Below are 22,018 nucleotides of genomic sequence, written 5' to 3'. Positions count from 1 at the left end.
CTCTTTAAAACTTCTGATTGTTATTTGCATTTGAGAACGATTGTGTTCCCCGATTGCTTCAGCGTGTAATCGTAACGACCGTCCAGCATAATGGTCGCGCGGGCAAATGTCCCGTGATGCGTTAGAGCGGCATTGGTGTACGGCGCCGCACTCAGCGCTTTTTCTTCTTTATCGAACGGTTTGATGTGTTTGAAATCAAGAACGATACGGTTAGGATTGCTCAGCGCAAAGTGACGCATCAACGGCGCTGCCGATGTGACCCTCAGCTCTTTTTTCGTGCTTGCCATTTGAATAAACTTAAGCTGGGCGGACGAGACGCTTTTGGCGTTAGTCGGGATTGCCGATGACTTCCCGCCTTGCGTTATGAGCAGAGATTTGTGCCAGTCGATGGCTTTGTCCAGATCGATTTTGCGGGTTTCAATGCTTCCGTCGGCGTTTTGATAGGTGATAGTGATCTCTTTGAGAATCCTTGCCTGATCGGGCAGGTTATAGCTGAGTGTCCCAAGAGGAGGAACGTTGTCGGGAATATTGGATGTGACTTGTTTGGCTGAATCATTCACAGAAAAAAAAGGATTTTCTCGGGCAATTAACGGGGATAACAGAAGAATGCAGGCAAGAAGTGATGATTTCATAATTCCCTTTCTTGGTTAGGTCAATCCCGGCACAGATGTTGAGCAATACGGTTCTGATAAGAGGCCGTATTACTCAGCATCGGCGTCAAGTTCTTTGAACTCAAAATACTGTTTTTGCAGGGCAGCGTTTTCAGCTTTAAGACGTTCGATATCCTCGATAAGATAATCCTGGTGTTCTTCCAGATCAAGCAATACGCTGAGGGAATTATTACCGAAGAAGATGAGGCCCATATAAATACCTGCAATCAGAACGGCCGCTACGGCAATCAAGAATTTAAGAGTCGAAAGACCGAAATAGCGTTCGGTCAGACTCTCATGCTCTCCCTGCTCAAGCAGACGCTCATCTTGTTGCATTAGTTAAAAAGAGTATTTCCCAAATATTCGCCGTACATTACTTCATTTTCGATTTCAAGCAAACGGTTGTATTTGGCCGTACGTTCGCCGCGCGCAGTCGAGCCGGTTTTGATCTCGCCGCAGTTCAGTGCGACGGCAAAGTCGGCGATAAACGCATCTTCGCTCTCGCCGGAGCGGTGAGACATGACGCATTTGTATCCGTTGCGTTGTGCCAGACGGACGGTGAGCATGGTTTCAGACACAGAACCGATCTGATTAGGTTTGATCAAAATGGCGTTTCCGATCCCTTTCTCGATCCCTTCGGCAAGGATATTGGCGTTGGTTACGAACAAATCGTCTCCGACGAGCTGCACTTTGTCTCCCAGACGTTCCGTCAAAACTTTCCAACCCGCCCAATCGTCTTCGCTTAGGCCGTCTTCGATGGATACGATCGGATATTTAGCGCAAAGCGCTTCATAATAGCCGACAAGTTCTTCGGATGTCAGAGTGCGTCCTTCGGACTCAAGGCGATAGCCGCCTTCGCACACCAACTCGGAACTGGCAACGTCCAGCGCGATAGCGATTTGTTCGCCCGCTTTGTATCCCGCTTTAGTGATCGCTTCCATGATCACTTCGATCGGCTCTTCGTTGTTTTTCAGGTCAGGCGCAAATCCGCCCTCATCACCCAATGCGGTATTGGCACCGCGGTCTTTAAGGATTTTTTTGAGGTTGTGATAGACTTCGGCAGATGCACGCAGGCCGTCGGCAAAATCGCTGAATCCGATCGGCATGATCATGTATTCTTGAAAATCGACGCTGTTGTCCGCATGGCTTCCACCGTTGATGATGTTGAGCATCGGTACCGGCATAACCATCGCATTCGCACCGCCGAGATAGCGATAAAGGGGAATCCCAAGGCTCTTGGCAGCGGCACGTGCAACCGCCATTGAGACACCCAGTACGGCATTTGCGCCGAGATTGGAGTAGTTGTCCGTTCCGTCGAGTTCTTTCATCGCGGCATCAACCATCGCCTGGTTGTACGGAGAAAGGCCCATGATCGCGTCGGCGATTTGGCTGTTCACGTTCTCAACCGCTTTGAGAACCCCTTTGCCCATATAGCGGCTATCATTGTCACGCAGCTCAAGCGCTTCGCGTTTGCCCGTACTGGCACCGCTTGGGACGATGGCGCTTTCGCGTGTTCCGTCGCTCAATTGAACCGTTGCTTTGACGGTCGGATTGCCGCGTGAATCCATCACTTCAATGGCACTTACTTCATCAATAAAAATCATTCATCTACCTCGTTTATATCAGATTCATCCATGGCCATGATGTTGTTAACACCCATAGCCGCTTTTATTTTGTCTTCGACTTTTTTTGCCAGTTCGGGGTCTTCTTTGAACTTCTGTTTGACGTTTTCACGCCCTTGACCCAATTTTACGTCTTCAAAACTGAACCACGCACCGCTTTTATCGATAATATCGAGTTTGACGCCGTAGTCGACGAGTTCTCCTTCTTTGGAGATCCCTTCGCCGAACATGATATCAAATTCCGCTTGACGGAACGGCGGTGCCACTTTGTTTTTGACGACTTTGGCTTTGACGCGGTTACCGATCTGGCTTTCGCCTTGTTTGAGGGTCGCGATTTTGCGAACATCGATGCGAACCGATGCGTAGAATTTTAGCGCATTTCCCCCCGTCGTTGTCTCGGGAGATCCGTAACCCATCGTTCCGATTTTCATACGGATCTGATTGATAAAAATGATCGTGCAGTTCATTTTGTGCATGATACCGGTCAGTTTACGCAATGCTTTGGACATAAGACGTGCCTGAACCCCGACTTGCTGGTCGTTCATCTCCCCTTCGATCTCGACTTTGGGAGTCAAGGCCGCAACCGAGTCGACGACGATCAGATCCACGGCGCCGCTTCGGACAATCGTTTCGACGATGTCGAGCGCCTGTTCGCCATAATCAGGCTGGGATACCAGAAGGTTTTCAACATCGACACCGAGATTTTTGGCGTATCCGACGTCCAAAGCATGTTCCGCATCGATAAAGGCACATACACCGCCTGCTTTTTGACACTCTGCGGTGATTTGCAGACTGAGTGTCGTTTTACCCGAACTTTCCGGTCCGTAAATTTCGACGACACGTCCTTCGGGAACGCCGCCGATTCCGAGTGCCAGATCCAGACCGATGGAACCGGTGCTGATAGCGTTGATCGGTTCGATCTCTTTGTCGCCCAAGCGCATCAACGTCCCTTTTCCGAACGTTTTATCGATTTGCTTCATCGCCAGTTCCAGCGATTTGAGTTTGTTTGGATCCATCATGCGTTGCTCCTGATTCTGTATTAGGTTTATAGATAAGGCAATAATATGACAAATTGAAATACATTTTAAAAATATGACAAATTGAAATATTAAAATTCACACTAATGGAATGGTATTATTTTATCGTTATTTCGTTAAAATTTAATTGATTTGTCCAGAAATGAAGGAACCCTAGGTGAAAAAAACGGTTATTGCCCACTCCCCCGACGCCGATGACATTTTTATGTATTACGCCATAAAATTTGGGTGGGTAGGGAAAAAAGATACTGTTTTTGACAATATCCCTCTTGATATTGAAACCCTTAACACCGAAGCGCTCAAAGGGACGTACGATATTACCGCCATCAGTTTCGGCCTCTATCCCCATATCCGAAACGATTACGCTTTGTTGCGAACGGCCGTGAGTTTCGGTCAAGGGTATGGCCCAAAACTGATCCGCAAAAAAGAGACAGTACTTAAAAAGCGGTTCAAAGTCGCCCTCAGCGGAAAATTCACGACCAACGCCCTGTTGTTTCGGATCGCCTACCCCGATGCCAAAATCGTCTATATGAATTTTTTGGAGATCGAACAAGCGGTGCTCGAGGGGGTCGTCGATGCCGGGGTACTGATACACGAGAGTATTTTGGGATACGATGAGAGCCTTGAAGTCGAGCGCGAACTGTGGGACGTTTGGCAGGAGCTTGCGGGGCGCGAACTGCCGTTACCGTTGGGCGGAATGGCGATCCGCCGCTCATTGCCGCTAACGTCGGCGATTGAGTATGAAAATATTTTGACCAAAGCGGTCCAGATCGCCCGCGATCATAAAGAGACGCTCTCCACAATGCTATTGGAGCGCTCACTGGTGCGGATCGACGCCCCGACGCTGGAAAAATATCTGGAACTGTATGCCAACGATGAGTCGATTACCCTCAGCGAAACCCAGTACAAAGCGATAGAAGTGTTGTTTGATTTGGGATACAAACATGGGTTCTTCGACGCGAAGATCGACCCGCGCGACTTTATGATTCCTCTTGAATATACTGAGTTGAGGTATTCGTAAATGATACAGGAAGAGTTGATCGGGTTAGGGATCGAAACATTCAAAATTGCGCTGATACTTGCGCTTCCGGCATTGCTTGTAGGGATGTTTCTTGGGCTTGCGGTGAGTATATTTCAGGCAACGACCCAGATCAATGAGATGACACTGAGTTTTATCCCCAAAATCATCGGAATCGTTGTCGTCATCATTCTGACAATGCCGTGGATGATGAACACGATGGAAGATTTCACGATCCGCATTTTTAATATGATTCCGACGTTTATGCAATGAATACCAAAACGGTCAATTTCTCAACTTTCAGTTCTATCCGTATCGGCCCGACCGTCGATGTCGCACTGATCGAAGACGATATTGTTCCCGAAGGGCACGTGATCGTCGGAAGCGCGAACAACCTTCTCGTATCGCCGAATCCGCCGCCGTTGATGATGCTCTCAAAACAGTACGATTTTATCCGCATCGAAAACGACCGACTGCGCATCGGTGCGGCAACACCCGGCGGAAGGGTCGTCTCTTTTTGCAAAAAAAACGACATCGCCTACTTCGAATACCTCTCCAAGCTCCCCGGCACGCTCGGCGGAATGCTGAAGATGAATGCGGGACTTAAAGAGTATGAGATTTTCAACCATCTTATCGCGATCCGCACCCAAAGCGGATGGATACCCAAAGAACAAATCGACTACGGTTACCGCAAAACATCGATCAATGAGGTCGTATTCGAAGCGGTATTCGAACTGGAAAAAGGATTTTCGCCTGAGCGTCTGGAAATGTTTGCGCAGATGCGTTCCAATCAGCCGCATGAGCCCAGTGCCGGGAGTTGTTTTAAAAATCCGCCGGGTGATTATGCCGGACGGCTGATCGAAGCGGTCGGGCTGAAGGGGCAACGGCAGGGGGCAATGGCATTTAGCGAGGTGCATGCCAATTTCCTCGTCAATTACGGTGGCGGAACGTACGAGGATGCAATGGCTTTAATCTCGGAAGCGCAAAGTCGGGTGAGAGAGGCTTTCGGCATTGATTTGCAATGCGAAGTGGTGAGCATAGAGTTGAAATTTGACGAAAAAATGATAATTTACCCTTGACTTTGATCGTCAGTGTTGGGTAGAATGACGATGAAACTCAACAATTGAAAGGGTTTATACGTTACAATGATTGTGAGTTATATCCGTTCCGATAAAGATTTTGACTGCGTTTACGAACAGCTCAAACTGATTAACGGTTACGCAGATCAAAAGGGATTGTTGATCGATGAAGAGATGGTGGATCAAACCTCTCAAAGCAAACGGCTGTCCGAACGCACTGAAGTAGTCCAGTTTTTCCGTTCCCTACACGATGACATGCTGATCGTGTACGATACATGGGCGCTTAGCAGCCATATTGAGGATCTGGTGCAGATGCTCAGCTGCCTGCTCAAAAACGGCAATACGATCAAGCTGGTCAAACCCGGCGTTTTAATTGACCGTAAAAGTGATACAATGGTGGTTTTGGGGCTGATCGATCAGCTTCGTCAGGTATTGCAAGACGATGCAAAAAAAGGGATAGGGCGTCCGAAAGGATCCAAGTCCTCATCCAAATTCGATATTCATCTTGAAAAAATTATCGACTTGCTCAAGCAACGACGCAGCGTGAGTGAAATCGCACGCATTTTAGGGGTAAGCCGAAGCTCGTTGAAAGATTACGTCGAATCGCGCGAACTCAAAGAAGTCGTCAGCGGCGTATTCGGCGCGGGCAACGACGAAGAAGCGGAAGCAATGGTGATCGGGACAATACGTTGCCCGATGGTAGAAACAAGCTCAAAGGAGGTTTAATGAGCGAAGAAACGACCCCGAGAGGGAAAGAATATTTGGCCGGGTGGACACCCCTGCGGATTAAAAGATATTGGTTTTACGGCCTTATAACCGTATTGTCATTGGTGATCCCGTGGATTCAAGTGGATGGGAATCATCTCTTTTTGCTCAGCTTCGATAAGCTCAAACTTCATTTGATGTTTGTGCAGTTTGACATGCAAGAACTTTATCTAATGCCGTTTTTGCTGATGATCCTTTTTATCGGCGTTTTCGGTTTGACGGTGCTCGGCGGACGGGTTTTCTGCGGATGGATGTGCCCGCAGACCATTTTCCGCGTTGTCTACCGCGATTTGATCGAAACAAAACTGCTCGGACTGCGCAAGCGGATCAAAAACAAACAGCAAGAACCCGATTATTCGAAATTGGAAAATAAAATCAAACGTGTCGTAGCGCTTTTGCTGTGGACGGGATTGGCTTTCGTCGCGGCGGCCGATTTGATGTGGTATTTCGTTCCGCCCGAAGATTTCCTGGCGTATATCCAAAACCCTTCGGAACACCCGGTATTAGTGGGTTCGATTCTTGTTATCGTCGCGTTTTTGGTTTATGACGTTATTTTTCTCAAAGAAAATTTTTGTGTCTACGTATGCCCTTATTCGCGTATTCAGTCCGTTTTGTATGACGACGACACCGTTATGGCGATTTACAACCCTAATCGCGGCGGCGACATCTATAATGAGAACAAAGAAAAAGTCTTTACAAAACAAAACGACCTTTTAAGCGTCAATCCAAAAGCCGAGTGTACGACGTGCGAAAGCTGCGTCACGGTATGTCCGACGCACATTGATATCCGTAAAGGGTTGCAGCTTGAGTGCATCAACTGCCTCGAATGCGTCGATGCCTGTACGGAAGTCATGGGCAAACTCGGTAAACCGAGCCTTGTCGAGTGGTCGAGTGAAAAAGAGACGTTGTTTATGAAGGGTAAAACCCATTATTTGCGTCCGAAAATCCTCGGATATATCGCGGTGTTGGTTATCGTCAGCATCATTCTGGCGATGATGGGAAGCAAAAAAGAGTATATGCTCCTCAATATCAATAAAGAAAACCGCCTGTATTCCATCAACCAGACGGATGAGGGGAAAACGCGGGTAGACAATGCCTATACGTTCCTTTTGCAAAACACCTTGAACGAAGATCATGAGTACTATTTCGACGTAATCGCACCGGCGGGAATGGAAGGAAAGATCAAAATCGATCAGCCTGCCAAACCGTTCAAAGTCAAGCCGGGCGTCGTCAAGAAAAAAGTGGTGGTTCTTTACACCGATGAGATGCTGGTTAACGATGATCGCAAAGATACGGTCATCCCGATCACTATCCGCGCGTATGCAATCGATGACAAAGAAAAAGTCATCGTATTCCGCGAATCAACGTTTACATTCCCTCGGGCAGATCTGCTCAAATAATTCCAAAGGGGCCTAGCGCCCCTTTTCTTTCTTTAATATAATCCATTTCTTTATTGTTGATAGCCGTATCAAGACTATATCTACTCGTTGTCAAAACACGCTGAATACGTTTGCCGGGATAATGGATGTTTTCGGTGAGAGAGAGGATTCCCCGCTTTGTAAGCGGCGGAAAAAAAGAGAGTTAAGCGAGGACGGCTTCGCGTTTGCCCTCTTCGAGGCGGCCGATGACATAACCGTCGGTGTTGGCAAGGACATGATCAACGTTTTCAGGGCGGACAACGAGGATCATACCGACACCCATGTTGAATGCACGGAACATTTCGGAACGTTCAACATGCTGACCGATCAGTTCGAAAATAGGGAGGACGCGGATCGAAGATTCGTCGATTACCGCGCGCAGCCCTTCGGGAAGGACACGGGGAAGGTTTTCAACGATTCCTCCGCCGGTGATGTGGGCAAGCGCCTGAATGTTGTTTTTCAGCGCTTTGAATGTTTTGACATAGATCCGCGTCGGCGTCAGCAAGGTATCGATCAGCGGTTTTCCGTTGAACTCGTCTTCAAATTTCATCCCCATTTTTTCGAGGAGTACTTTGCGGGCGAGAGAGAAGCCGTTTGAGTGGAGCCCGGAACTTGGAAGGGCGATCAGAATATCGCCGGCTGTTACTTTGCCCGTACGGTCGAGTTCGCTTTTTTCACCGATCCCTACGGCGAATCCGGCAAGATCGTAATCATCCGAATGGTACATTCCCGGCATTTCCGCCGTTTCACCGCCGATAAGGGCACATTCGGCCTGACGGCATCCCTCGGCTATCCCGCCGACAACCGCCGTTGCGGCAGCGACATCCAGTTTTCCCGTTGCGTAATAATCAAGGAAGAACGAAGGGGTACCGAAATTACAGATGAGGTCATTGACGCACATTGCGACGAGATCGATCCCGACGGTGTTGTGGATTCCTGAATCGATAGCCAGTTTGAGTTTAGTTCCGACGCCGTCCGTTGCGGCAAGCATGACCGGTTCACGATACCCCGTAGGGAGTTCAAAAGCTCCCGCAAATGAGCCGATACCGCCCAATACTCCGGGGACAACGGTCGATTTGACCAGCGGTTTGATGTTTTCGACGAAACTGTTCCCTGCATCGATATCGACGCCGGCATCTTTGTAGCTGATTTGGCTCATAAAAATCCCTCACCTAAAATAGTGAGGGAATTATAACGCAAGAGTAGTTAGGGGAAATTTAGAGGGAGCTGTTAGGAATCAATCTTTTTGAGAATATTTTCCGAAAAGTTTTCCAAAAAACCATAGTGAAGGGCAAAAATCGGTAAAGGCCCATACAAGAACCATAAGGATGACGAACGTTTGAAGGATGACGGCCCACTGCATTTGCCCGGTTACGAACAGCACCATCGAAACCGTCAGCACGATCGCCATCAAGAAGCGTTGAATTCTTTCTGCGCACATATATAAACTCCGTTAGAATAGGATTGATCTGTTGAAATTATATCAAAACGGAACGTTATAACCTTTAACGTCGGAGTAGGCAAGGAATATTCAATACCTTTTAATCTCCGCATGTTACAATCGCTCAAAAATTCTGCAAAGACGAGACAACCGAATTGATGAAAACGTTTATTTACCCCGAAATGATGGTTCATGTTCCAATGTGTACCCATAAAAATCCGCAGTCAGTTCTGGTTTTAAGCAACGATGCCGCTGCGTTAAAAGGTGAATTGGCCCGTTATCGCGATGTGGAAGTTACGTATACCCCTGCTTCCGATTTGCTTGGTTCTTTGCGTAATGTAGCCGATAGCAGCGCGGATGTCGTTATGATCGGCACCGTCAGCGAAGACAGTGCGGCATTGGCTCATGTTAACCGTATTCTCAAAGAAGACGGATTGTGCGTTGTGCGTCATCCGGGTCTTGACGACACGGCCGCAAATACCAAACTGATACAGATTTTGGGCAACTATTTCAAAATTATCATGCCCTATCACGTCGGAGAGGGCACGACGTTGTTGCTGTGCTCCAAAGAATACCACCCGACGGCCGACTTGATCTTGCAGCGCAGCGACCTTCTCGAAGGGCACCAATATTATAACTGCGATATCCATGTCGCCGCGTTCGCAATGCCGCAATATATCCGCAAAAATTATTTGGGCATTATCCGCAATTAATGGCTTTTAAATACGCTATCGCTTTGACGGGAGGGATTGCGACGGGAAAAAGCAGTGTCGCGTCGCTGCTTACCCTGAACGGCCTTCGGATTATCGATGCCGATACCATCGCACATCGTATTCTGGATGAAAACCATCTTTGGGTACGAGAACATTTCGGCGAAGAATACGTAAGCGGTACCAAAGTCAACCGTCCTCTTCTGGGGAAAAAAATCTTTGCCGATCCCGAAGCGAAAAAAAAGCTCGAAGCTTTTTTACATCCGAAAATCCGCGCGGCCATCGAAGAAGCGAGCGAAAAGCAGGATCGTTTGGGGTATCCTTATCTGATCGACATTCCCCTCTTTTTTGAAACGTCCTCCTACCCGATCGAGCATTCCGTCGTCGTCTATACCCCCAAAGCGATTCAGCTTGAGCGGTTTATGAAGCGTAACGGCTTTTCGCAAGAGGAATCGCTTCGCCGCATCGAGAGCCAGATGGATATCGAGGAGAAAAAAGCGCGCGCGACGTGGGTTATCGATAACTCCTCCAACCTCAAACACCTCCAGAAAGAGTGTGAACAGTTCGTCGACACGATTAAAGCGCTCTATCCCGCCCCTAAGGTATAATGGCATATATTTTTCCGAAGGATTCCTGTATGCTTCAAATCGCCAAATACTGCGCCAGCGGCAACGATTTCGTCATCTTTCACGCTTTCTGCGGAGCAGATCGTTCCGGACTTGCCCGAACCCTGTGTGATCGTCAAAACGGCATCGGTGCGGATGGACTAATTGTCCTTCTTCCTCATGAGAGCCATGATTTCGAGTGGGAATTTTACAATGCCGACGGCTCGACCGCGTCGATGTGCGGCAACGGAAGCCGCGCGTGCGCTCATTATGCCCATCGTTTTGGATTAGCCGGTGAGAGTATGGAGTTTTTAACGGGTGCAGGGCTGATAAAAGCGAGTGTGGAGGGAGATATGGTTCAGAGTGATCTAACCCCTCCGCTTGTTATAAACGACGCGATTATAGAGCATGAAATGACATGGTGGCTCATCGATACGGGCGTTCCTCATCTTGTTACCTTCGATGCCGACATGGAACATTTTAATATTTCGATGGCGAGAGAGCTTCGTCACAAATACAATGCCAATGTGAACATTGCGGGTATAAATGCTGATGGAAGTATGCGGGTGCGCACCTATGAGCGTGGGGTAGAAGATGAGACGCTAGCGTGCGGAACAGGGATGGCAGCGTGTTTTTATCGTGCGTCAATCGAGGGTTTGGTTGCGGATCATGCGCGTGTTTATCCGAAAAGCGCAGAGACGCTGTATCTGGGGTTTGATGAGGGGACGATTACGTTCAAAGGGGAAGTGAAAGGGGTATTTGAGACGCTCTGGAGAGACTAGGGGGTTATAGCCCGTTCTGCTCCATGAGCTTTGCCTGCGCATCGGCGATCAGCGGTTCGATGATGTCATCCATCAATCCCCCCTGCATGATCTCATCGAGGCGGTAGAGGGTGAGGTTGATACGGTGGTCGGAGATTCGGTTTTGCGGATAGTTATAGGTGCGGATGCGCCCTGAACGATCCCCGGTTCCTACCTGCTCTTTACGCTCGTTCATCTCTTTTTCTTTGGCTTCCTGAATCTGCATTTCATACAGACGCGCTTTGAGAATCTTCATCGCCTTGTCTTTATTTTTGTGCTGCGATTTTTCGTCCTGATTGGTAACCACGATTCCGGTCGGGATATGGGTGATCCGAACCGCCGAGTCGGTCGTGTTGACGCTTTGGCCGCCGCATCCGCTGGAGCGCATGACATCAATTTTGAGCTCGTTTTCGTTGATGGTGATCTCGACGTCATCGACTTCGGGCATCACCGCGACGGTGATCGCCGAAGTGTGGACCCGTCCTTGCGATTCGGTTGCGGGAACCCGCTGAACGCGGTGCGTTCCCGCCTCGTATTTGAGACGTGAATAGACCTGCTCCCCTTTGATCAGGGCGATGATCTCTTTGTATCCTCCCGCATCGGAAGGGCTGGAACTCATCAGTTCGATTTTCCATCCCTTGACATCGGCGTAACGGACGTAAGCATTAAATAGATCGCCGACGAACAATGCCGCCTCATCTCCGCCGGTGCCGGCACGCAGCTCGATGTAGATGTTACGCTTGTCGTTAGGATCGGCAGGGATCAGGAGTTTTTTGATCTCTTCTTCGAGGGGTTCTATCTGAGGTTCCAGCGATTTAAGCTCCTCTTTGGCCAGTTCTCCCAGCTCCGCATCGAAAGCGAGCGCTTTGTTCTCCTCGATATCGGAAAGAAGCTTTTTGTATTCGGTCGCTTTGGTGTAAATCGGCTGCAGCGACGATTGCTCTTTGGAAAGGTCGGTCATCCGCTTGATATCGTTGCCGATATCGGGTGAACTAAGCAGCTCGGTGAGTTCGTTGTAACGGTTGATGAAAGGGGTGAGTTTGTCGGCTAGCATGGTGATAGTCCAAAAAGGGGATGGGTTGCCTCAAAAGAGGCAAAGCAAAAAAGGTGGTTACGCTAATTTGTTGACAGCGAGGTGGAGGCGGCTAACTTTGCGAGCGGCAGTCTCTTTTTTCAAGACACCTTTGCTAACATATTTGTGAAGGTTGGCGTTAGCAATAATAAGAGCGGCTTTTGCCTCTTCTTTATTGCCTGCTTCTACAGCAGTGCGAACTGCTTTAACGATGTTTTTTACACGTGTGCGGTAGAACCGGTTACGCTCAGTGCGCTTTTCGGTCTGACGGATACGTTTCAATGCTGACTTATGGTTTGCCATGGCATTTATCCTTGTCGAATTTTTTTTAGGGTAGAATATTGCCTTAAAGATGATTAAATTTAAGTTAAAATTTATAGATTTTGACATAAAAAAGTTTTAGTAATTGTTAATGCTAAGAATTTCTTAAATAAATAGATACTTCTAAATATTCTCAAAAACGGTAGTTTTTGTAGCTTTAGGGGATTGCAAAGGACTTTAGTCCTTGCCGCTAAAACGGATAAATTCGTTTTAGCGTATAACATCAAACAAAAGGAAGAAAAATTTATGAAACTTTTTGGAACCGATGGGGTACGGGGGGAAGCAGGATCGTTTCTGACAGCGGAACTCGCGATGCGCGTAGCGATGGCGGCGGGAATCTATTTTCGTGACCATGCTCGGACGAAAAAAATTCTGGTCGGCAAAGATACGCGCCGAAGCGGTTATATGATCGAAAATGCGATCGTCAGCGGTTTGACGGCGGTGGGTTACGACGTCGTACAGATCGGACCGATGCCGACGCCGGCAATCGCGTTTCTGACGGAGAACATGCGCTGCGATGCGGGGATTATGATCTCGGCAAGCCATAACCCCTATGAAGACAACGGAATCAAATTTTTCGACGCGCACGGTAACAAGCTTTCCGAAGAGATCGAAGCGCAGATCGAGATGATCGCTCAGGACAAAATCCGTTTGGAAGAGGGGCATGTGACCGGCAAACAGATCGGAAGTGCCAAGCGGATCGACGACGTCATCGGACGCTACATCGTCCAGCTCAAAAATTCGTTTTGCCGCGATTTGACATTGCAGGGGCTTCGGATCGTTTTGGATACCGCCAACGGAGCAGGCTACAAAGTAGGACCGACGGTCCTTGAAGAGCTGGGTGCCGAAGTGATCGTTCTGCACGACAAACCGAACGGGTTTAACATCAACGAAGGATGCGGCGCACTCCACACTAAAGATTTGCGCGAAGCGGTCAAGCAGTACCGCGCCGACATAGGCCTTGCACTTGATGGGGATGCCGATCGGCTTATTGTCGTGGATGAGAACGGCGATGAGGTCGACGGCGATCAGGTTCTGGGGGCGCTCGGGTTGTTTTTGCATCGCAGCGGTCAGCTCAAAGGGGGCGGAATCGTCGCAACGGTGATGAGCAATCAGGCGTTGGAAGATACGATGGGTGAGAACGGTTTAAAACTTTTCCGTTCCAACGTCGGGGACAAATACGTACTGGAAGTGATGCGCGACAACGGTATCAATTTCGGCGGTGAACAAAGCGGTCACATCATTATGCACGATTACGCCAAAACGGGTGACGGATTGGTAAGCGCATTGCAGATTTTAGCCCTCCTCCTTACATCGGGGGAGAAGGCGAGCAAGGTGCTTCGTCCGTTTAAACTCTATCCCCAAAAATTGGTCAACATCAAAGTCAAGACGAAAAAACCGCTTGAGCAGATTGACGGACTGGCGGCCGAACTTGAAGCGGTCGAAGCGCTCCATATGCGTCATCTGATCCGCTATTCCGGGACGGAGAACAAGCTTCGAATCCTGCTTGAAGGAAAAGATGCCAAAGCGATGGAGAAAGCGATGGAGCGTCTCGTGGCGTTTTTCGAAAAGGCGCTGAATGCTTAGGCCTCTTGTTGTTCTGGCGTTTGCCGCGCTCGGTATTTTTATCATCGACCAGAACATCAAAACCCTTTTTGTCGAAGGGCTTCGGTACTACACGAATTGTATCGATCTGATTTTGGTTTATAACCGCGGGGTCGCTTTTTCGATGTTCGCTTTTTTGGAGGAGGCGCTTAAATGGATACAGATAGCGCTGCTCGCCGGTGTCGTCGGCTATACGCTGTGGCTGAAGAAATCATGCTACGTCCTTCCCGTCGGGATTATGGTCGGAGCCGGAGCGTCGAATGTGTACGACCGGTTTGTTCACGGAGGGGTTGTCGACTACGTGTACTGGCACTGTGGATTTGACTTTGCCGTCTTTAATTTTGCCGATGTGATGATCGATATTGCGGTTGTCTGGCTACTTATTTTGAATTTTCGCCCCCGTTACTGTAAAAATTAAGTGACTTTTAACTTCTGAGCAGCTATAATTGCACCCTCTTAATGGTCGCATAGCTCAGTTGGTAGAGCACTACCTTGACATGGTAGTGGTCACAGGTTCAAGTCCTGTTGTGGCCACCATTCTTTCTTAAATTTCCCCAAAATTACGTATTTTTCAACTCGTTTAATCTCAATCCAATCAACAATTTCGTATAATCCGCGATATTTTCTCACACAAGGTTTACCCTTATGGATATTATTGCGATCAAACATAACGATCAGATCGTCGACTTGCAAACTGCGCAGGCGCAGGGAATCAGCGGCGAAGAGATCGGTTACGACAACTCTCCCGAAGCACTTGAAGTGATCCGCCACTCGTGTGCTCACCTGATGGCCGAAGCGGTCAAAGCGCTTTACACCGATGCGAAATTCTTCGTCGGTCCCGTCGTCAAAGAGGGATTCTATTACGATTTCAAAGTCAATGAGCACATCAGCGAAGAAGATTTGAAAACCATCGAGAAAAAAATGCTCGATATTGCCAAAGGCAAAGAGAAGATTGAACGTTACGAGATCACCAAAGATGAAGCGCGCGCCAAATTTGCGAACGATCATCTGAAGCAGGCGGTTATGGATCGCATCCCGAGCGATACCGTATCGATCTACAAACAAGGCGACTTCGAAGACCTTTGCCGCGGTCCCCATTTGCCGAATGTCGGTTTGCTGCGCTATTTCAAACTGACCAAAATTTCCGGGGCCTATCTGGGCGGGGACAGCAAAAACGAGATGCTGACCCGTATCTACGGTATCGCATTTGCCGACAAAGAGTCGCTCAAAGCACACCTCGATATGATTGCCGAGGCCGAAAAGCGCGACCATCGCAAAATCGGTGCGGAGATGAAATTGTTTACGTTCCGCGAAGAGGTGGGCGCGGGATTCCCGATCTGGCTTCCTGCGGGTGCACGGATGCGTTCACGACTTGAGCAGCTTCTTTTCAAGGCCCACCGCAAACGCGGATATGAGCCGGTACGCGGTCCTGAAATGCTTCGCTCTGATCTTTGGAAAGTGAGCGGTCACTACCAAAACTACGGCGAAAACATGTATTTCACCCACATCGACGAACTTGAATTCGGAGTCAAACCGATGAACTGCGTCGGCCATATCAAAGTGTACGAACACGATTTGCATTCGTACCGCGATCTTCCGCTGAAATATTTCGAATACGGCGTTGTCCATCGCCACGAGATGACCGGAGCGCTTCACGGACTGTTCCGGGTACGCGAGTTTACACAAGATGACGCACACATCTTCTGTACGGCCGATCAGATCGAAGAACAGATCATTGAAGTGGTCGATTTTGTTGACAAAATCATGAGTACGTTTGAATTTAACTACAAAATGATGATTTCCACCAAACCCGAAAAAGCGGTCGGAGACGATGCTGTGTGGGAAGTCTCGACGAATGCGCTGAAGACGGCGATGGAAAAACACAACCTCGCGTATGAGATCGATGAAGGGGGCGGAGCGTTTTACGGTCCGAAGATCGACATTAAAATCACCGATGCCATCGGACGTGAATGGCAGTGCGGAACGATCCAGCTCGATTTCAACCTTCCGATGCGTTTCGAGCTCGAATATAACGGCGAAGAGAACGCCAAAATACAGCCGGTGATGATTCACCGTGCGATTTTAGGTTCATTTGAGCGATTTGTTGGTATATTGACAGAGCATTACGCTGGGGAATTCCCGATGTTTATCGCTCCGACGCAGGTGGCGATCGTTCCGATTGCCCCGACACACGAGGCTTACGCACGTGAGTTGGCCGATAAACTGATGGATTTGGGTGCGGATTTTGAAATTTTCGATAAAAACGAAAGTCTCAACAAACGGATTCGTACGGCGGAAAAAGGGCGTGTTCCGATGATCATCGTATTAGGCGATGAAGAGGTGAACTCTAAGAGCGTAGCGGTTCGTGACCGCAGATCGCGCGAACAATACAACCTGAGCGAGGCGGAATTCCTCTCGATGGTTAAAGAAAAAATTAATGAGGTACATTTTTGAGTAATAGAAAAGACCGAGTCCTGATGAACGAAGACATCAGGGTCCCTGAGGTACGCTGCGTCATCGACGGCGGTGAAGCGTTAGGTATCGTCTCCATCCAGGAAGCGATGAACAAAGCAAACGATATGGGACTGGATCTGGTTCTCATTTCTCCGGATGCAAAGCCTCCCGTCGCAAAAATCATGGACTACGGTAAGTTTCATTACCAAGAAGAAAAAAAGAAAAAAGAGGCGCGTAAAAAGCAGACCAAAGTTGAAGTCAAAGAGATCAAGCTTTCCGTCAAGATCGCCGACAACGACATCGGGTACAAAGTAAAACACGCCCGTGAATTCCTCGAAGAGGGAAAACACGTTCATTTCCGCGTATTCCTTCGCGGCCGTGAAATGGCCCATCCAGAAGCGGCAGCAGCCGTATTGCAACGTGTCTGGCCGATGGTCGAAGACATCGGTACGATGTATAAAGCCCCCGCAATGGAAGGGCGTTACTGCAATATGATGATTCTTCCGAAAAAAGACGATAAAAAGTAATCGTCTCCTTCCGTTCTTCGTGCCATGCTTCGGCATGGCCAATCTCGATTAATATAATGATACAATCTTTTTTATGGTATAATTCGCCCCTCTTTTAGAGAATTTTTGCGAAAGGATCCAGTCGATGCCAAAAATGAAGTCGGTAAAAGGAGCGGTCAAACGCTTCAAAGTAAAGAAAAACGGCAGCATCAAACGTGGTACAGCATTCCGCAGCCACATTTTGACAAAACAAGATGCAACTACTCGTCGCAAGCAAAACACTCCTAAAGTGGTTGCTAAAGTCGATGAAAAAGCCATCAAAAAGATGATCGTAGGCTAATTACGCCACGATAATACCCTCCAGATTCGTCTGGGCAAGACCGCAAAAAGCGGCACCCCGTCATTAAAATTAAGATGTACCGGGTAAAGAAAGGAAAACAATGCCAAGAGTAAAAACAGGTGTCGTAAGACGCAGACGTCACAAAAAAGTATTGAAACTTGCACGCGGTTTCTACAGCGGAAGACGCAAACATTTCCGTAAAGCGAAAGAGCAGCTCGAGCGCTCACTTGTATACGCATTCCGTGACCGTAAACAGAAAAAACGGGATTTCCGTAAATTGTGGATTATTCGTATCAATGCGGCTTGCCGTTTGAACGGTATGAACTACTCTAACTTCATGAACGGTCTTAAACGTGCTAACATCGACCTGGATCGCAAAATCCTTGCTGACATGGCAATGAACGATGCAGCAGCTTTCACAGCTCTCACCGCTCAAGCTAAAGCAGCACTCTAAAAAAACAAGACCCTCGGGTCTTGCCTCCTCTTTTTAACCAATCCCTTTTATTGTACAGCGCAAACCGTTCAAAGAACGATTTATTGCTCGACTTTATACCCTTTGCTTTCAAGGCATTTTTGGCATTCGACGGTAATCGGTGCACGAGAAGCTTTTGTGGCGGCTTCCAGATCGTAAACACGGCATTCGGTGAAATCAGCATGCACCCGTTCTTCATTAACACCTAACGGGCAAATCATCCCGTTGACGACCAGTTGTTTTTCAGCGCATCCGCTGACCATCAGGCCGATGGCGGACAATACGGCAAGTACAAGTTTAGTGTTCATGAGAATGTTCCTCTTTAAGTGAATTTTCGAATAGATAGCGGTGTTCGTCAGGCAATGCTTCATATACGGCTCGGGCTAGATCTCGAATCTCCCAGAGGGCTGCTTTATCACTGCGCAGTGAAATAAAATTTTGAAGGCTTCGGGCGTTGATCGTCCAGGTCAGTTCGGTTTTATAGCTCTCCGGTAGGCAGTATTTGGCGCGGTCGTTACTGATACCTTCCACTAGCACGATTCGGAGGTTTTCGAGGGCCCGGATGCTCATCTCGTCGACCATTGGAACATCCGTCATGACGAGATATTTGGAAGCACGTTCTTTGTGATCGATGGAAAAAGGCTCTTCATCTTTAAGCTCTTTGAGGGTGTAGCGGGTGCTTTTGACCGAAAGGCTTGCCATCCGATGGCGGGCAAGTTCTTGCAAAAGGGCACGGCTGATTCCTTCGAGATAAAAATTATAGACCAGATGCTCCAAGGTTGAAGCGTGTTTGAACTTATTGCCGACACGGTCGATCAATTCACGATCTTTGTCGCCGCCGTTATCGCTTTTATCGAAGCTTTGCCAACAGGTGCGGATCGCATCGGAACAGATTACAAGAGGAGTATGGTGATGAAGGGTGACTTTCATGGCGCGTCTTTACCTGAGAGGATTGTCTTGAAATTTGAAAGAGTATAGCGAAAAAAAGATTAAGGCGTGCAGATGCACACCTTACATGACGAATACGTGAGGAACGATAAGCGGGTATTTTTTCATTTTGCGGTAGATATGTTTGCGCACGATTTGGCGCAGGTCGTTTTCAAGTGCTTTGGGGTTTTCGATAAGCCCCGGTTTGAGGTTGAGGAGGAAGTGCTCGAGGACATCTTCCATCTCGGCCGCAAATGCTTTGTCGTGACGGTCTGCTACGAGGCCGAAGCTTGTAACCAGCGGTTTGGACAATAGGTGTGAATCGGCCGCACTAACCTGAGCGACGAGGACGACCATCCCCTCAGATGCCATTTTTTGGCGGTCGATGACGATATCGTCTTCGATCTGGTGGTTGTTTTGGTTGTCGATGTAGGTTTTGCCGGTTTTAACCGTTTTGGCTTTGCGCATGAATTTCGCGCTGACTTCGATGCAGTCGCCGTCGGACATCAATAGGATATTGCGTTCGGGAACGCCGCACGATACCGCTGTCTCTTTGTGTTTTTGGATATGGTTGTACTCGCCGTGTACCGGGAGGAAGAACTTCGGATTGGTCAGGCGGAGCATCAGTTTTTGCTCTTCCATGCTTGCGTGTCCGGAAACGTGGATGTCGCGGTCGTTAGCGACACGGGCGCCCGCACGCTGCAGATAGTTGAGCATGCCTGAAATCGATCCTTCGTTCCCCGGAATCGCACGTGCAGACAGAACGATCAAATCGGTCGGTTTGATTTTGATGTGGCGGTGCTCGCCGATCGCCATACGGAAAAGGGCAGAGCTCGGCTCCCCCTGGCTTCCGGTCGTGACGATGAGGACGTCTTTGTCGCTCATGCGGTTGGCCTCTTCGGCATCGATGAAGATGTTTTTCGGAAGTTTGATGTAATCGTATTGCATACATACTTCGAGGTTGCGCTCCATTGAACGTCCGATAACGCACACTTTGCGCCCGTATTTGATCCCTGCCAGAATCGCTTGATAGACACGGTGGATATTCGAGCTGAACGTCGACATGATGATGCGCCCTTCGGATTTGGCGAAGATGCGGTCAAATCCCGGGGCAACCGTCAGTTCACTCGGCGTCCAGTCTTTGTTGTACGAGTTCGTTGAATCTGAGAGCAGACACAGAACCCCTTTTTCGCCGTAATGAGCCAGACGGTGCAGATCGGCCGTATACCCATCAACCGGAGTGTGGTCGATTTTAAAGTCGCCGGTATGGATGATGGTTCCGGCTTTGGTTGTGATCGCCAATGATGAGGAATCGATGATCGAGTGGGTCATGTGCATCCATTCGATTTCGAAATCGTTTCCGATTTTGTACGGCACCCGTTTAACGATCGGATTGAAATAGCGGCGGAAATCACGCATGTGGTGTTCGTCGAATTTGTTGCCGATCATGGCCAAAGGAAGCGGGGTCCCGTAGATCGGGAACTGCATCTCTTTGAAAAAATACGGCACGCCGCCGATGTGGTCTTCGTGAGCGTGGGTGATGATAACGGCGACGATCTTTTTGCGGATTTCGCGCAAATAGGTGAAATCGGGGACGAGGATATCAACACCGTGCATCTCTTCATCCGGGAAACTCATCCCGATATCGATGACGATCGCTTCGTTTTCCGTTTCGATGACGGTAATGTTTCCGCCGATCTCGCCGAGACCTCCGAGCGGTGTGATACGGACTTTGTCATTGCTGTTTAAATCGAGCTTGAAATGGGGGTTCAAACGCGATTTATGCGCTTCGGCGTTTTTGTTGACGAATTCGCGAAGATTGCTGTCGATCGGAGCGCTGGGAGCGCCGCGACGCCCGCCGCGGCCGCGGTCACGGCCTGAACGGTTCGTTTCGGCTTCGTTGGTGCCTTCTGTCCCTTCGGCAGGGCGTTCACCGCGCGGAGGACGGTTATCGTTGCGTGGAGGACGATTGTCGTTACGCGGAGGACGGTTGTCATTGCGCGGCGGGCGGTTGTCGTTACGTGGAGAACGGTTTTCGCGCGGCGCGCGTGCTTCTCCCTCCTGGGTTTCCTGTACCCCTTCGGCCGGACGGTTGTTACGGTTTCGAAACGGCCGACGGCGGTTGCGTGAGCGGTTTTCACCCTGGGGCTGTGATGATTGTGGTTCTGTTGTTTCGTCTGTCATTTAGTTCATTCCTTGTGGCGCTTAGACGCGTAATAATTGTGATTCTCGAATGCCCTACCGTCGATAAAAGCCGAAAAAGCGGCTAGTGCAAAAGGGTGTAGAGCCGGTGATAGTCGGAGGTGCCAAGCTGATGAGGTCGGATGGTGCGGTCAAGTTCAAGCGTTTCAAACGCTTGCCCCAACGTCTTTCCATCGTAGCGTGCAGTGAGATTTTTGTACAGGGTCTTTCTGGGCTGCGCAAACGCGATGCGCAACATCTCTTCAAACCCCGCATCATTACGATTCGCCGTTTTTTGAATGAGCAGTACGGCTGAATCGACTTTGGGAGCAGGCTCAAATGCGGTAGGGGGGACGTGTAACACGATCCGCGCCTCTCCCACACTCTGCGTAATGACGCTGAGCGCTCCGAAAGCTCTCTCTCCGGGTGCGGCGGAAAATTTCTCCGCCACTTCACGCTGTATCATGACAAGCAAGTTTCGGCACGCCGGATCGGCGAGGGCTTTGAGGATGATGTTGGTAGCGATGTAATAGGGCAGATTGGCCACTAGATCGTACGGTTCATCCAAAAGCTCACTCTTCCAATGCTCCAGCACATCTCCGCAGCGGAGAGTGAGAGCGTTGGTAGCGATGGCATCGGCAAAATGGTGCTCCAAATGCTTGCACAAGTCGGTATCGACCTCAAAAGCGGTGACACTTTTGACATCAACTAAATATTTAGTCAAATCACCTAATCCAGGCCCGATTTCAGCGATACGATAAGGCGTATCGGGCATCGATTGGATGATTTCGGCCAAAACGGCTTCGTCGCGTAAAAAATTCTGGCCAAATTTCTTTTTGGCTATGGCGGCACGGTTTTGCATTGCTCACATTCTATCGCAGAAAGTGTTAATCCCCTATTAAATCATAAAAGAAGCAAATTATAAGCGGTTTAAGCGAAGAAAGTCAATGCAACCGATTTATCGTTACTTTTGGTAATCGTCGATATACTTCCGT

Annotated in this window: 26 protein-coding genes and 1 tRNA gene; 15 read left to right on the top strand and 12 right to left on the bottom strand. The window is 48.9% G+C overall.

Annotated features, from left to right (window positions below; all coding sequences use genetic code 11):
• Positions 1-20: 20 nt before the first annotated feature.
• The 4 genes from JU82_RS00600 to recA form a co-directional block, all read right to left on the bottom strand.
• Positions 21-632, bottom strand: coding sequence for an AMIN domain-containing protein (locus JU82_RS00600; protein ID WP_037945544.1), 612 nt, complete (start codon positions 630-632; stop codon positions 21-23).
• Positions 633-701: 69 nt separating this feature from the next.
• Positions 702-986, bottom strand: a complete 285-nt coding sequence (locus tag JU82_RS00595) for a hypothetical protein (RefSeq protein WP_037945542.1) — start codon at positions 984-986, stop codon at positions 702-704.
• On the bottom strand, positions 986-2,254 hold the full coding sequence (gene eno, locus JU82_RS00590; RefSeq protein ID WP_294891898.1) for a phosphopyruvate hydratase: 1,269 nt from the start codon (positions 2,252-2,254) through the stop codon (positions 986-988). The genes JU82_RS00595 and eno overlap by 1 nt, the downstream gene beginning before the upstream one ends.
• Positions 2,251-3,288 carry a recombinase RecA gene (gene recA / locus JU82_RS00585; protein ID WP_037945573.1) on the bottom strand — a complete coding sequence of 346 codons (1,038 nt, stop codon included), beginning with the start codon at positions 3,286-3,288 and terminating at the stop codon, positions 2,251-2,253. Before recA ends, eno begins: the two co-directional genes overlap by 4 nt.
• 178 nt (positions 3,289-3,466) lie before the next feature.
• Here recA and JU82_RS00580 point away from each other — a divergent pair, with 178 nt between their 5' ends.
• The 5 genes from JU82_RS00580 to ccoG all read left to right on the top strand — a co-directional run bounded on the left by JU82_RS00580 (position 3,467) and on the right by ccoG (position 7,571).
• On the top strand, positions 3,467-4,330 hold the full coding sequence (locus JU82_RS00580; RefSeq protein WP_037945541.1) for an MqnA/MqnD/SBP family protein: 864 nt from the start codon (positions 3,467-3,469) through the stop codon (positions 4,328-4,330).
• Positions 4,331-4,333: 3 nt separating this feature from the next.
• Positions 4,334-4,600: a flagellar biosynthesis protein FliQ gene (fliQ, locus tag JU82_RS00575; RefSeq protein WP_037945572.1), complete on the top strand. Its 267-nt coding sequence runs from the start codon at positions 4,334-4,336 to the stop codon at positions 4,598-4,600.
• Entirely contained in the window at positions 4,597-5,406 is an 810-nt protein-coding gene (locus JU82_RS00570) for a UDP-N-acetylmuramate dehydrogenase (RefSeq protein ID WP_037945539.1), read from the top strand. The genes fliQ and JU82_RS00570 overlap by 4 nt, the downstream gene beginning before the upstream one ends.
• A 66-nt stretch (positions 5,407-5,472) precedes the next feature.
• On the top strand, positions 5,473-6,132 hold the full coding sequence (locus tag JU82_RS00565; protein WP_037945537.1) for a recombinase family protein: 660 nt from the start codon (positions 5,473-5,475) through the stop codon (positions 6,130-6,132).
• Entirely contained in the window at positions 6,132-7,571 is a 1,440-nt protein-coding gene (ccoG, locus tag JU82_RS00560; RefSeq protein WP_294891895.1) for a cytochrome c oxidase accessory protein CcoG, read from the top strand. Before JU82_RS00565 ends, ccoG begins: the two co-directional genes overlap by 1 nt.
• 181 nt (positions 7,572-7,752) lie before the next feature.
• Here the strand turns inward: ccoG and purM are convergent, their stop codons facing one another.
• Both purM and JU82_RS00550 read right to left on the bottom strand, forming a co-directional pair.
• On the bottom strand, positions 7,753-8,748 hold the full coding sequence (gene purM, locus JU82_RS00555) for a phosphoribosylformylglycinamidine cyclo-ligase (protein WP_037945535.1): 996 nt from the start codon (positions 8,746-8,748) through the stop codon (positions 7,753-7,755).
• A 78-nt stretch (positions 8,749-8,826) separates the two neighbouring features.
• A complete protein-coding gene (locus tag JU82_RS00550; RefSeq protein ID WP_037945534.1) occupies positions 8,827-9,030 on the bottom strand; it encodes a hypothetical protein in 204 nt (67 codons plus the stop codon).
• 158 nt (positions 9,031-9,188) lie between these two features.
• Between JU82_RS00550 and JU82_RS00545 the strand changes: the two genes are divergently transcribed.
• From JU82_RS00545 to dapF, 3 genes are read left to right on the top strand one after another with little or no spacing between them, the layout of a single operon-like run.
• Positions 9,189-9,743 (top strand): spermidine synthase, encoded by a 555-nt coding sequence (locus JU82_RS00545; RefSeq protein ID WP_037945533.1) that lies wholly within the window; start codon positions 9,189-9,191, stop codon positions 9,741-9,743.
• Positions 9,743-10,348, top strand: coding sequence for a dephospho-CoA kinase (gene coaE, locus JU82_RS00540; protein WP_037945532.1), 606 nt, complete (start codon positions 9,743-9,745; stop codon positions 10,346-10,348). The genes JU82_RS00545 and coaE overlap by 1 nt, the downstream gene beginning before the upstream one ends.
• 29 nt (positions 10,349-10,377) lie before the next feature.
• Positions 10,378-11,127, top strand: coding sequence for a diaminopimelate epimerase (gene dapF / locus JU82_RS00535; protein ID WP_037945531.1), 750 nt, complete (start codon positions 10,378-10,380; stop codon positions 11,125-11,127).
• Positions 11,128-11,131: 4 nt separating this feature from the next.
• Here dapF and prfA read toward each other — a convergent pair whose 3' ends face one another.
• Entirely contained in the window at positions 11,132-12,199 is a 1,068-nt protein-coding gene (gene prfA, locus JU82_RS00530) for a peptide chain release factor 1 (RefSeq protein ID WP_037945530.1), read from the bottom strand.
• A 57-nt stretch (positions 12,200-12,256) separates the two neighbouring features.
• On the bottom strand, positions 12,257-12,520 hold the full coding sequence (rpsT, locus tag JU82_RS00525) for a 30S ribosomal protein S20 (RefSeq protein ID WP_037945529.1): 264 nt from the start codon (positions 12,518-12,520) through the stop codon (positions 12,257-12,259).
• Between the two features lie 264 nt (positions 12,521-12,784).
• On the opposite strand from rpsT, the gene glmM reads away from it, so the two are divergent.
• The 7 genes from glmM to rplT all read left to right on the top strand — a co-directional run bounded on the left by glmM (position 12,785) and on the right by rplT (position 17,897).
• Positions 12,785-14,125 carry a phosphoglucosamine mutase gene (gene glmM, locus JU82_RS00520; RefSeq protein WP_037945528.1) on the top strand — a complete coding sequence of 447 codons (1,341 nt, stop codon included), beginning with the start codon at positions 12,785-12,787 and terminating at the stop codon, positions 14,123-14,125.
• Positions 14,118-14,561 carry a signal peptidase II gene (gene lspA, locus JU82_RS00515; protein ID WP_037945526.1) on the top strand — a complete coding sequence of 148 codons (444 nt, stop codon included), beginning with the start codon at positions 14,118-14,120 and terminating at the stop codon, positions 14,559-14,561. Before glmM ends, lspA begins: the two co-directional genes overlap by 8 nt.
• Before the next feature lie 43 nt (positions 14,562-14,604).
• A tRNA-Val gene (locus JU82_RS00510) sits at positions 14,605-14,680 on the top strand.
• Between the two features lie 108 nt (positions 14,681-14,788).
• The gene (gene thrS / locus JU82_RS00505; protein WP_037945524.1) at positions 14,789-16,597 is read left to right on the top strand and encodes a threonine--tRNA ligase; all 1,809 of its coding nucleotides are present in this window, start codon (positions 14,789-14,791) and stop codon (positions 16,595-16,597) included.
• Positions 16,594-17,124: a translation initiation factor IF-3 gene (gene infC, locus JU82_RS00500; RefSeq protein WP_294891889.1), complete on the top strand. Its 531-nt coding sequence runs from the start codon at positions 16,594-16,596 to the stop codon at positions 17,122-17,124. Before thrS ends, infC begins: the two co-directional genes overlap by 4 nt.
• Before the next feature lie 124 nt (positions 17,125-17,248).
• Positions 17,249-17,443 (top strand): 50S ribosomal protein L35, encoded by a 195-nt coding sequence (rpmI, locus tag JU82_RS00495; RefSeq protein ID WP_037945522.1) that lies wholly within the window; start codon positions 17,249-17,251, stop codon positions 17,441-17,443.
• Positions 17,444-17,543: 100 nt separating this feature from the next.
• On the top strand, positions 17,544-17,897 hold the full coding sequence (gene rplT / locus JU82_RS00490; RefSeq protein WP_037945521.1) for a 50S ribosomal protein L20: 354 nt from the start codon (positions 17,544-17,546) through the stop codon (positions 17,895-17,897).
• Positions 17,898-17,977: 80 nt separating this feature from the next.
• On the opposite strand, the gene JU82_RS00485 is transcribed toward rplT, so the two are convergent.
• The 4 genes from JU82_RS00485 to rsmA form a co-directional block, all read right to left on the bottom strand.
• Complete coding sequence (locus JU82_RS00485; RefSeq protein ID WP_037945520.1) at positions 17,978-18,223, bottom strand: hypothetical protein; 246 nt, start codon at positions 18,221-18,223, stop codon at positions 17,978-17,980.
• Positions 18,213-18,845, bottom strand: coding sequence for an FAD-dependent thymidylate synthase (thyX, locus tag JU82_RS00480; protein WP_037945519.1), 633 nt, complete (start codon positions 18,843-18,845; stop codon positions 18,213-18,215). Before thyX ends, JU82_RS00485 begins: the two co-directional genes overlap by 11 nt.
• A gap of 81 nt (positions 18,846-18,926) precedes the next feature.
• Positions 18,927-21,026 carry a ribonuclease J gene (locus JU82_RS00475; RefSeq protein WP_037945517.1) on the bottom strand — a complete coding sequence of 700 codons (2,100 nt, stop codon included), beginning with the start codon at positions 21,024-21,026 and terminating at the stop codon, positions 18,927-18,929.
• An 82-nt stretch (positions 21,027-21,108) separates the two neighbouring features.
• Complete coding sequence (gene rsmA / locus JU82_RS00470; protein ID WP_037945516.1) at positions 21,109-21,885, bottom strand: 16S rRNA (adenine(1518)-N(6)/adenine(1519)-N(6))-dimethyltransferase RsmA; 777 nt, start codon at positions 21,883-21,885, stop codon at positions 21,109-21,111.
• Between the last annotated feature and the right edge of the window lie 133 nt (positions 21,886-22,018).

It is taken from the genome of Sulfuricurvum sp. MLSB, assembly GCF_000747095.1.
Classification (GTDB): Bacteria; Campylobacterota; Campylobacteria; order Campylobacterales; family Sulfurimonadaceae; genus Sulfuricurvum.
Note: the sequence above shows the minus strand (reverse complement) of the source record. Positions and strands in the feature narration are given on the sequence as shown.

Coding starts and splice junctions, on each gene's coding strand:
- rplT (WP_037945521.1), top strand. CDS start 17,544: ATGCCAAGAGTAAAAACAGGTGTCGTAAGACGCAGACGTCACAAAAAA.
- JU82_RS00550 (WP_037945534.1), bottom strand. CDS start 9,030: ATGTGCGCAGAAAGAATTCAACGCTTCTTGATGGCGATCGTGCTGACG.
- JU82_RS00485 (WP_037945520.1), bottom strand. CDS start 18,223: ATGAACACTAAACTTGTACTTGCCGTATTGTCCGCCATCGGCCTGATG.
- eno (WP_294891898.1), bottom strand. CDS start 2,254: ATGATTTTTATTGATGAAGTAAGTGCCATTGAAGTGATGGATTCACGC.
- ccoG (WP_294891895.1), top strand. CDS start 6,132: ATGAGCGAAGAAACGACCCCGAGAGGGAAAGAATATTTGGCCGGGTGG.
- rpmI (WP_037945522.1), top strand. CDS start 17,249: ATGCCAAAAATGAAGTCGGTAAAAGGAGCGGTCAAACGCTTCAAAGTA.
- dapF (WP_037945531.1), top strand. CDS start 10,378: ATGCTTCAAATCGCCAAATACTGCGCCAGCGGCAACGATTTCGTCATC.
- rpsT (WP_037945529.1), bottom strand. CDS start 12,520: ATGGCAAACCATAAGTCAGCATTGAAACGTATCCGTCAGACCGAAAAG.
- JU82_RS00565 (WP_037945537.1), top strand. CDS start 5,473: ATGATTGTGAGTTATATCCGTTCCGATAAAGATTTTGACTGCGTTTAC.
- recA (WP_037945573.1), bottom strand. CDS start 3,288: ATGGATCCAAACAAACTCAAATCGCTGGAACTGGCGATGAAGCAAATC.
- thrS (WP_037945524.1), top strand. CDS start 14,789: ATGGATATTATTGCGATCAAACATAACGATCAGATCGTCGACTTGCAA.
- lspA (WP_037945526.1), top strand. CDS start 14,118: ATGCTTAGGCCTCTTGTTGTTCTGGCGTTTGCCGCGCTCGGTATTTTT.
- coaE (WP_037945532.1), top strand. CDS start 9,743: ATGGCTTTTAAATACGCTATCGCTTTGACGGGAGGGATTGCGACGGGA.
- JU82_RS00570 (WP_037945539.1), top strand. CDS start 4,597: ATGAATACCAAAACGGTCAATTTCTCAACTTTCAGTTCTATCCGTATC.
- JU82_RS00600 (WP_037945544.1), bottom strand. CDS start 632: ATGAAATCATCACTTCTTGCCTGCATTCTTCTGTTATCCCCGTTAATT.
- thyX (WP_037945519.1), bottom strand. CDS start 18,845: ATGAAAGTCACCCTTCATCACCATACTCCTCTTGTAATCTGTTCCGAT.
- purM (WP_037945535.1), bottom strand. CDS start 8,748: ATGAGCCAAATCAGCTACAAAGATGCCGGCGTCGATATCGATGCAGGG.
- glmM (WP_037945528.1), top strand. CDS start 12,785: ATGAAACTTTTTGGAACCGATGGGGTACGGGGGGAAGCAGGATCGTTT.
- prfA (WP_037945530.1), bottom strand. CDS start 12,199: ATGCTAGCCGACAAACTCACCCCTTTCATCAACCGTTACAACGAACTC.
- rsmA (WP_037945516.1), bottom strand. CDS start 21,885: ATGCAAAACCGTGCCGCCATAGCCAAAAAGAAATTTGGCCAGAATTTT.
- JU82_RS00595 (WP_037945542.1), bottom strand. CDS start 986: ATGCAACAAGATGAGCGTCTGCTTGAGCAGGGAGAGCATGAGAGTCTG.
- JU82_RS00475 (WP_037945517.1), bottom strand. CDS start 21,026: ATGACAGACGAAACAACAGAACCACAATCATCACAGCCCCAGGGTGAA.
- JU82_RS00545 (WP_037945533.1), top strand. CDS start 9,189: ATGAAAACGTTTATTTACCCCGAAATGATGGTTCATGTTCCAATGTGT.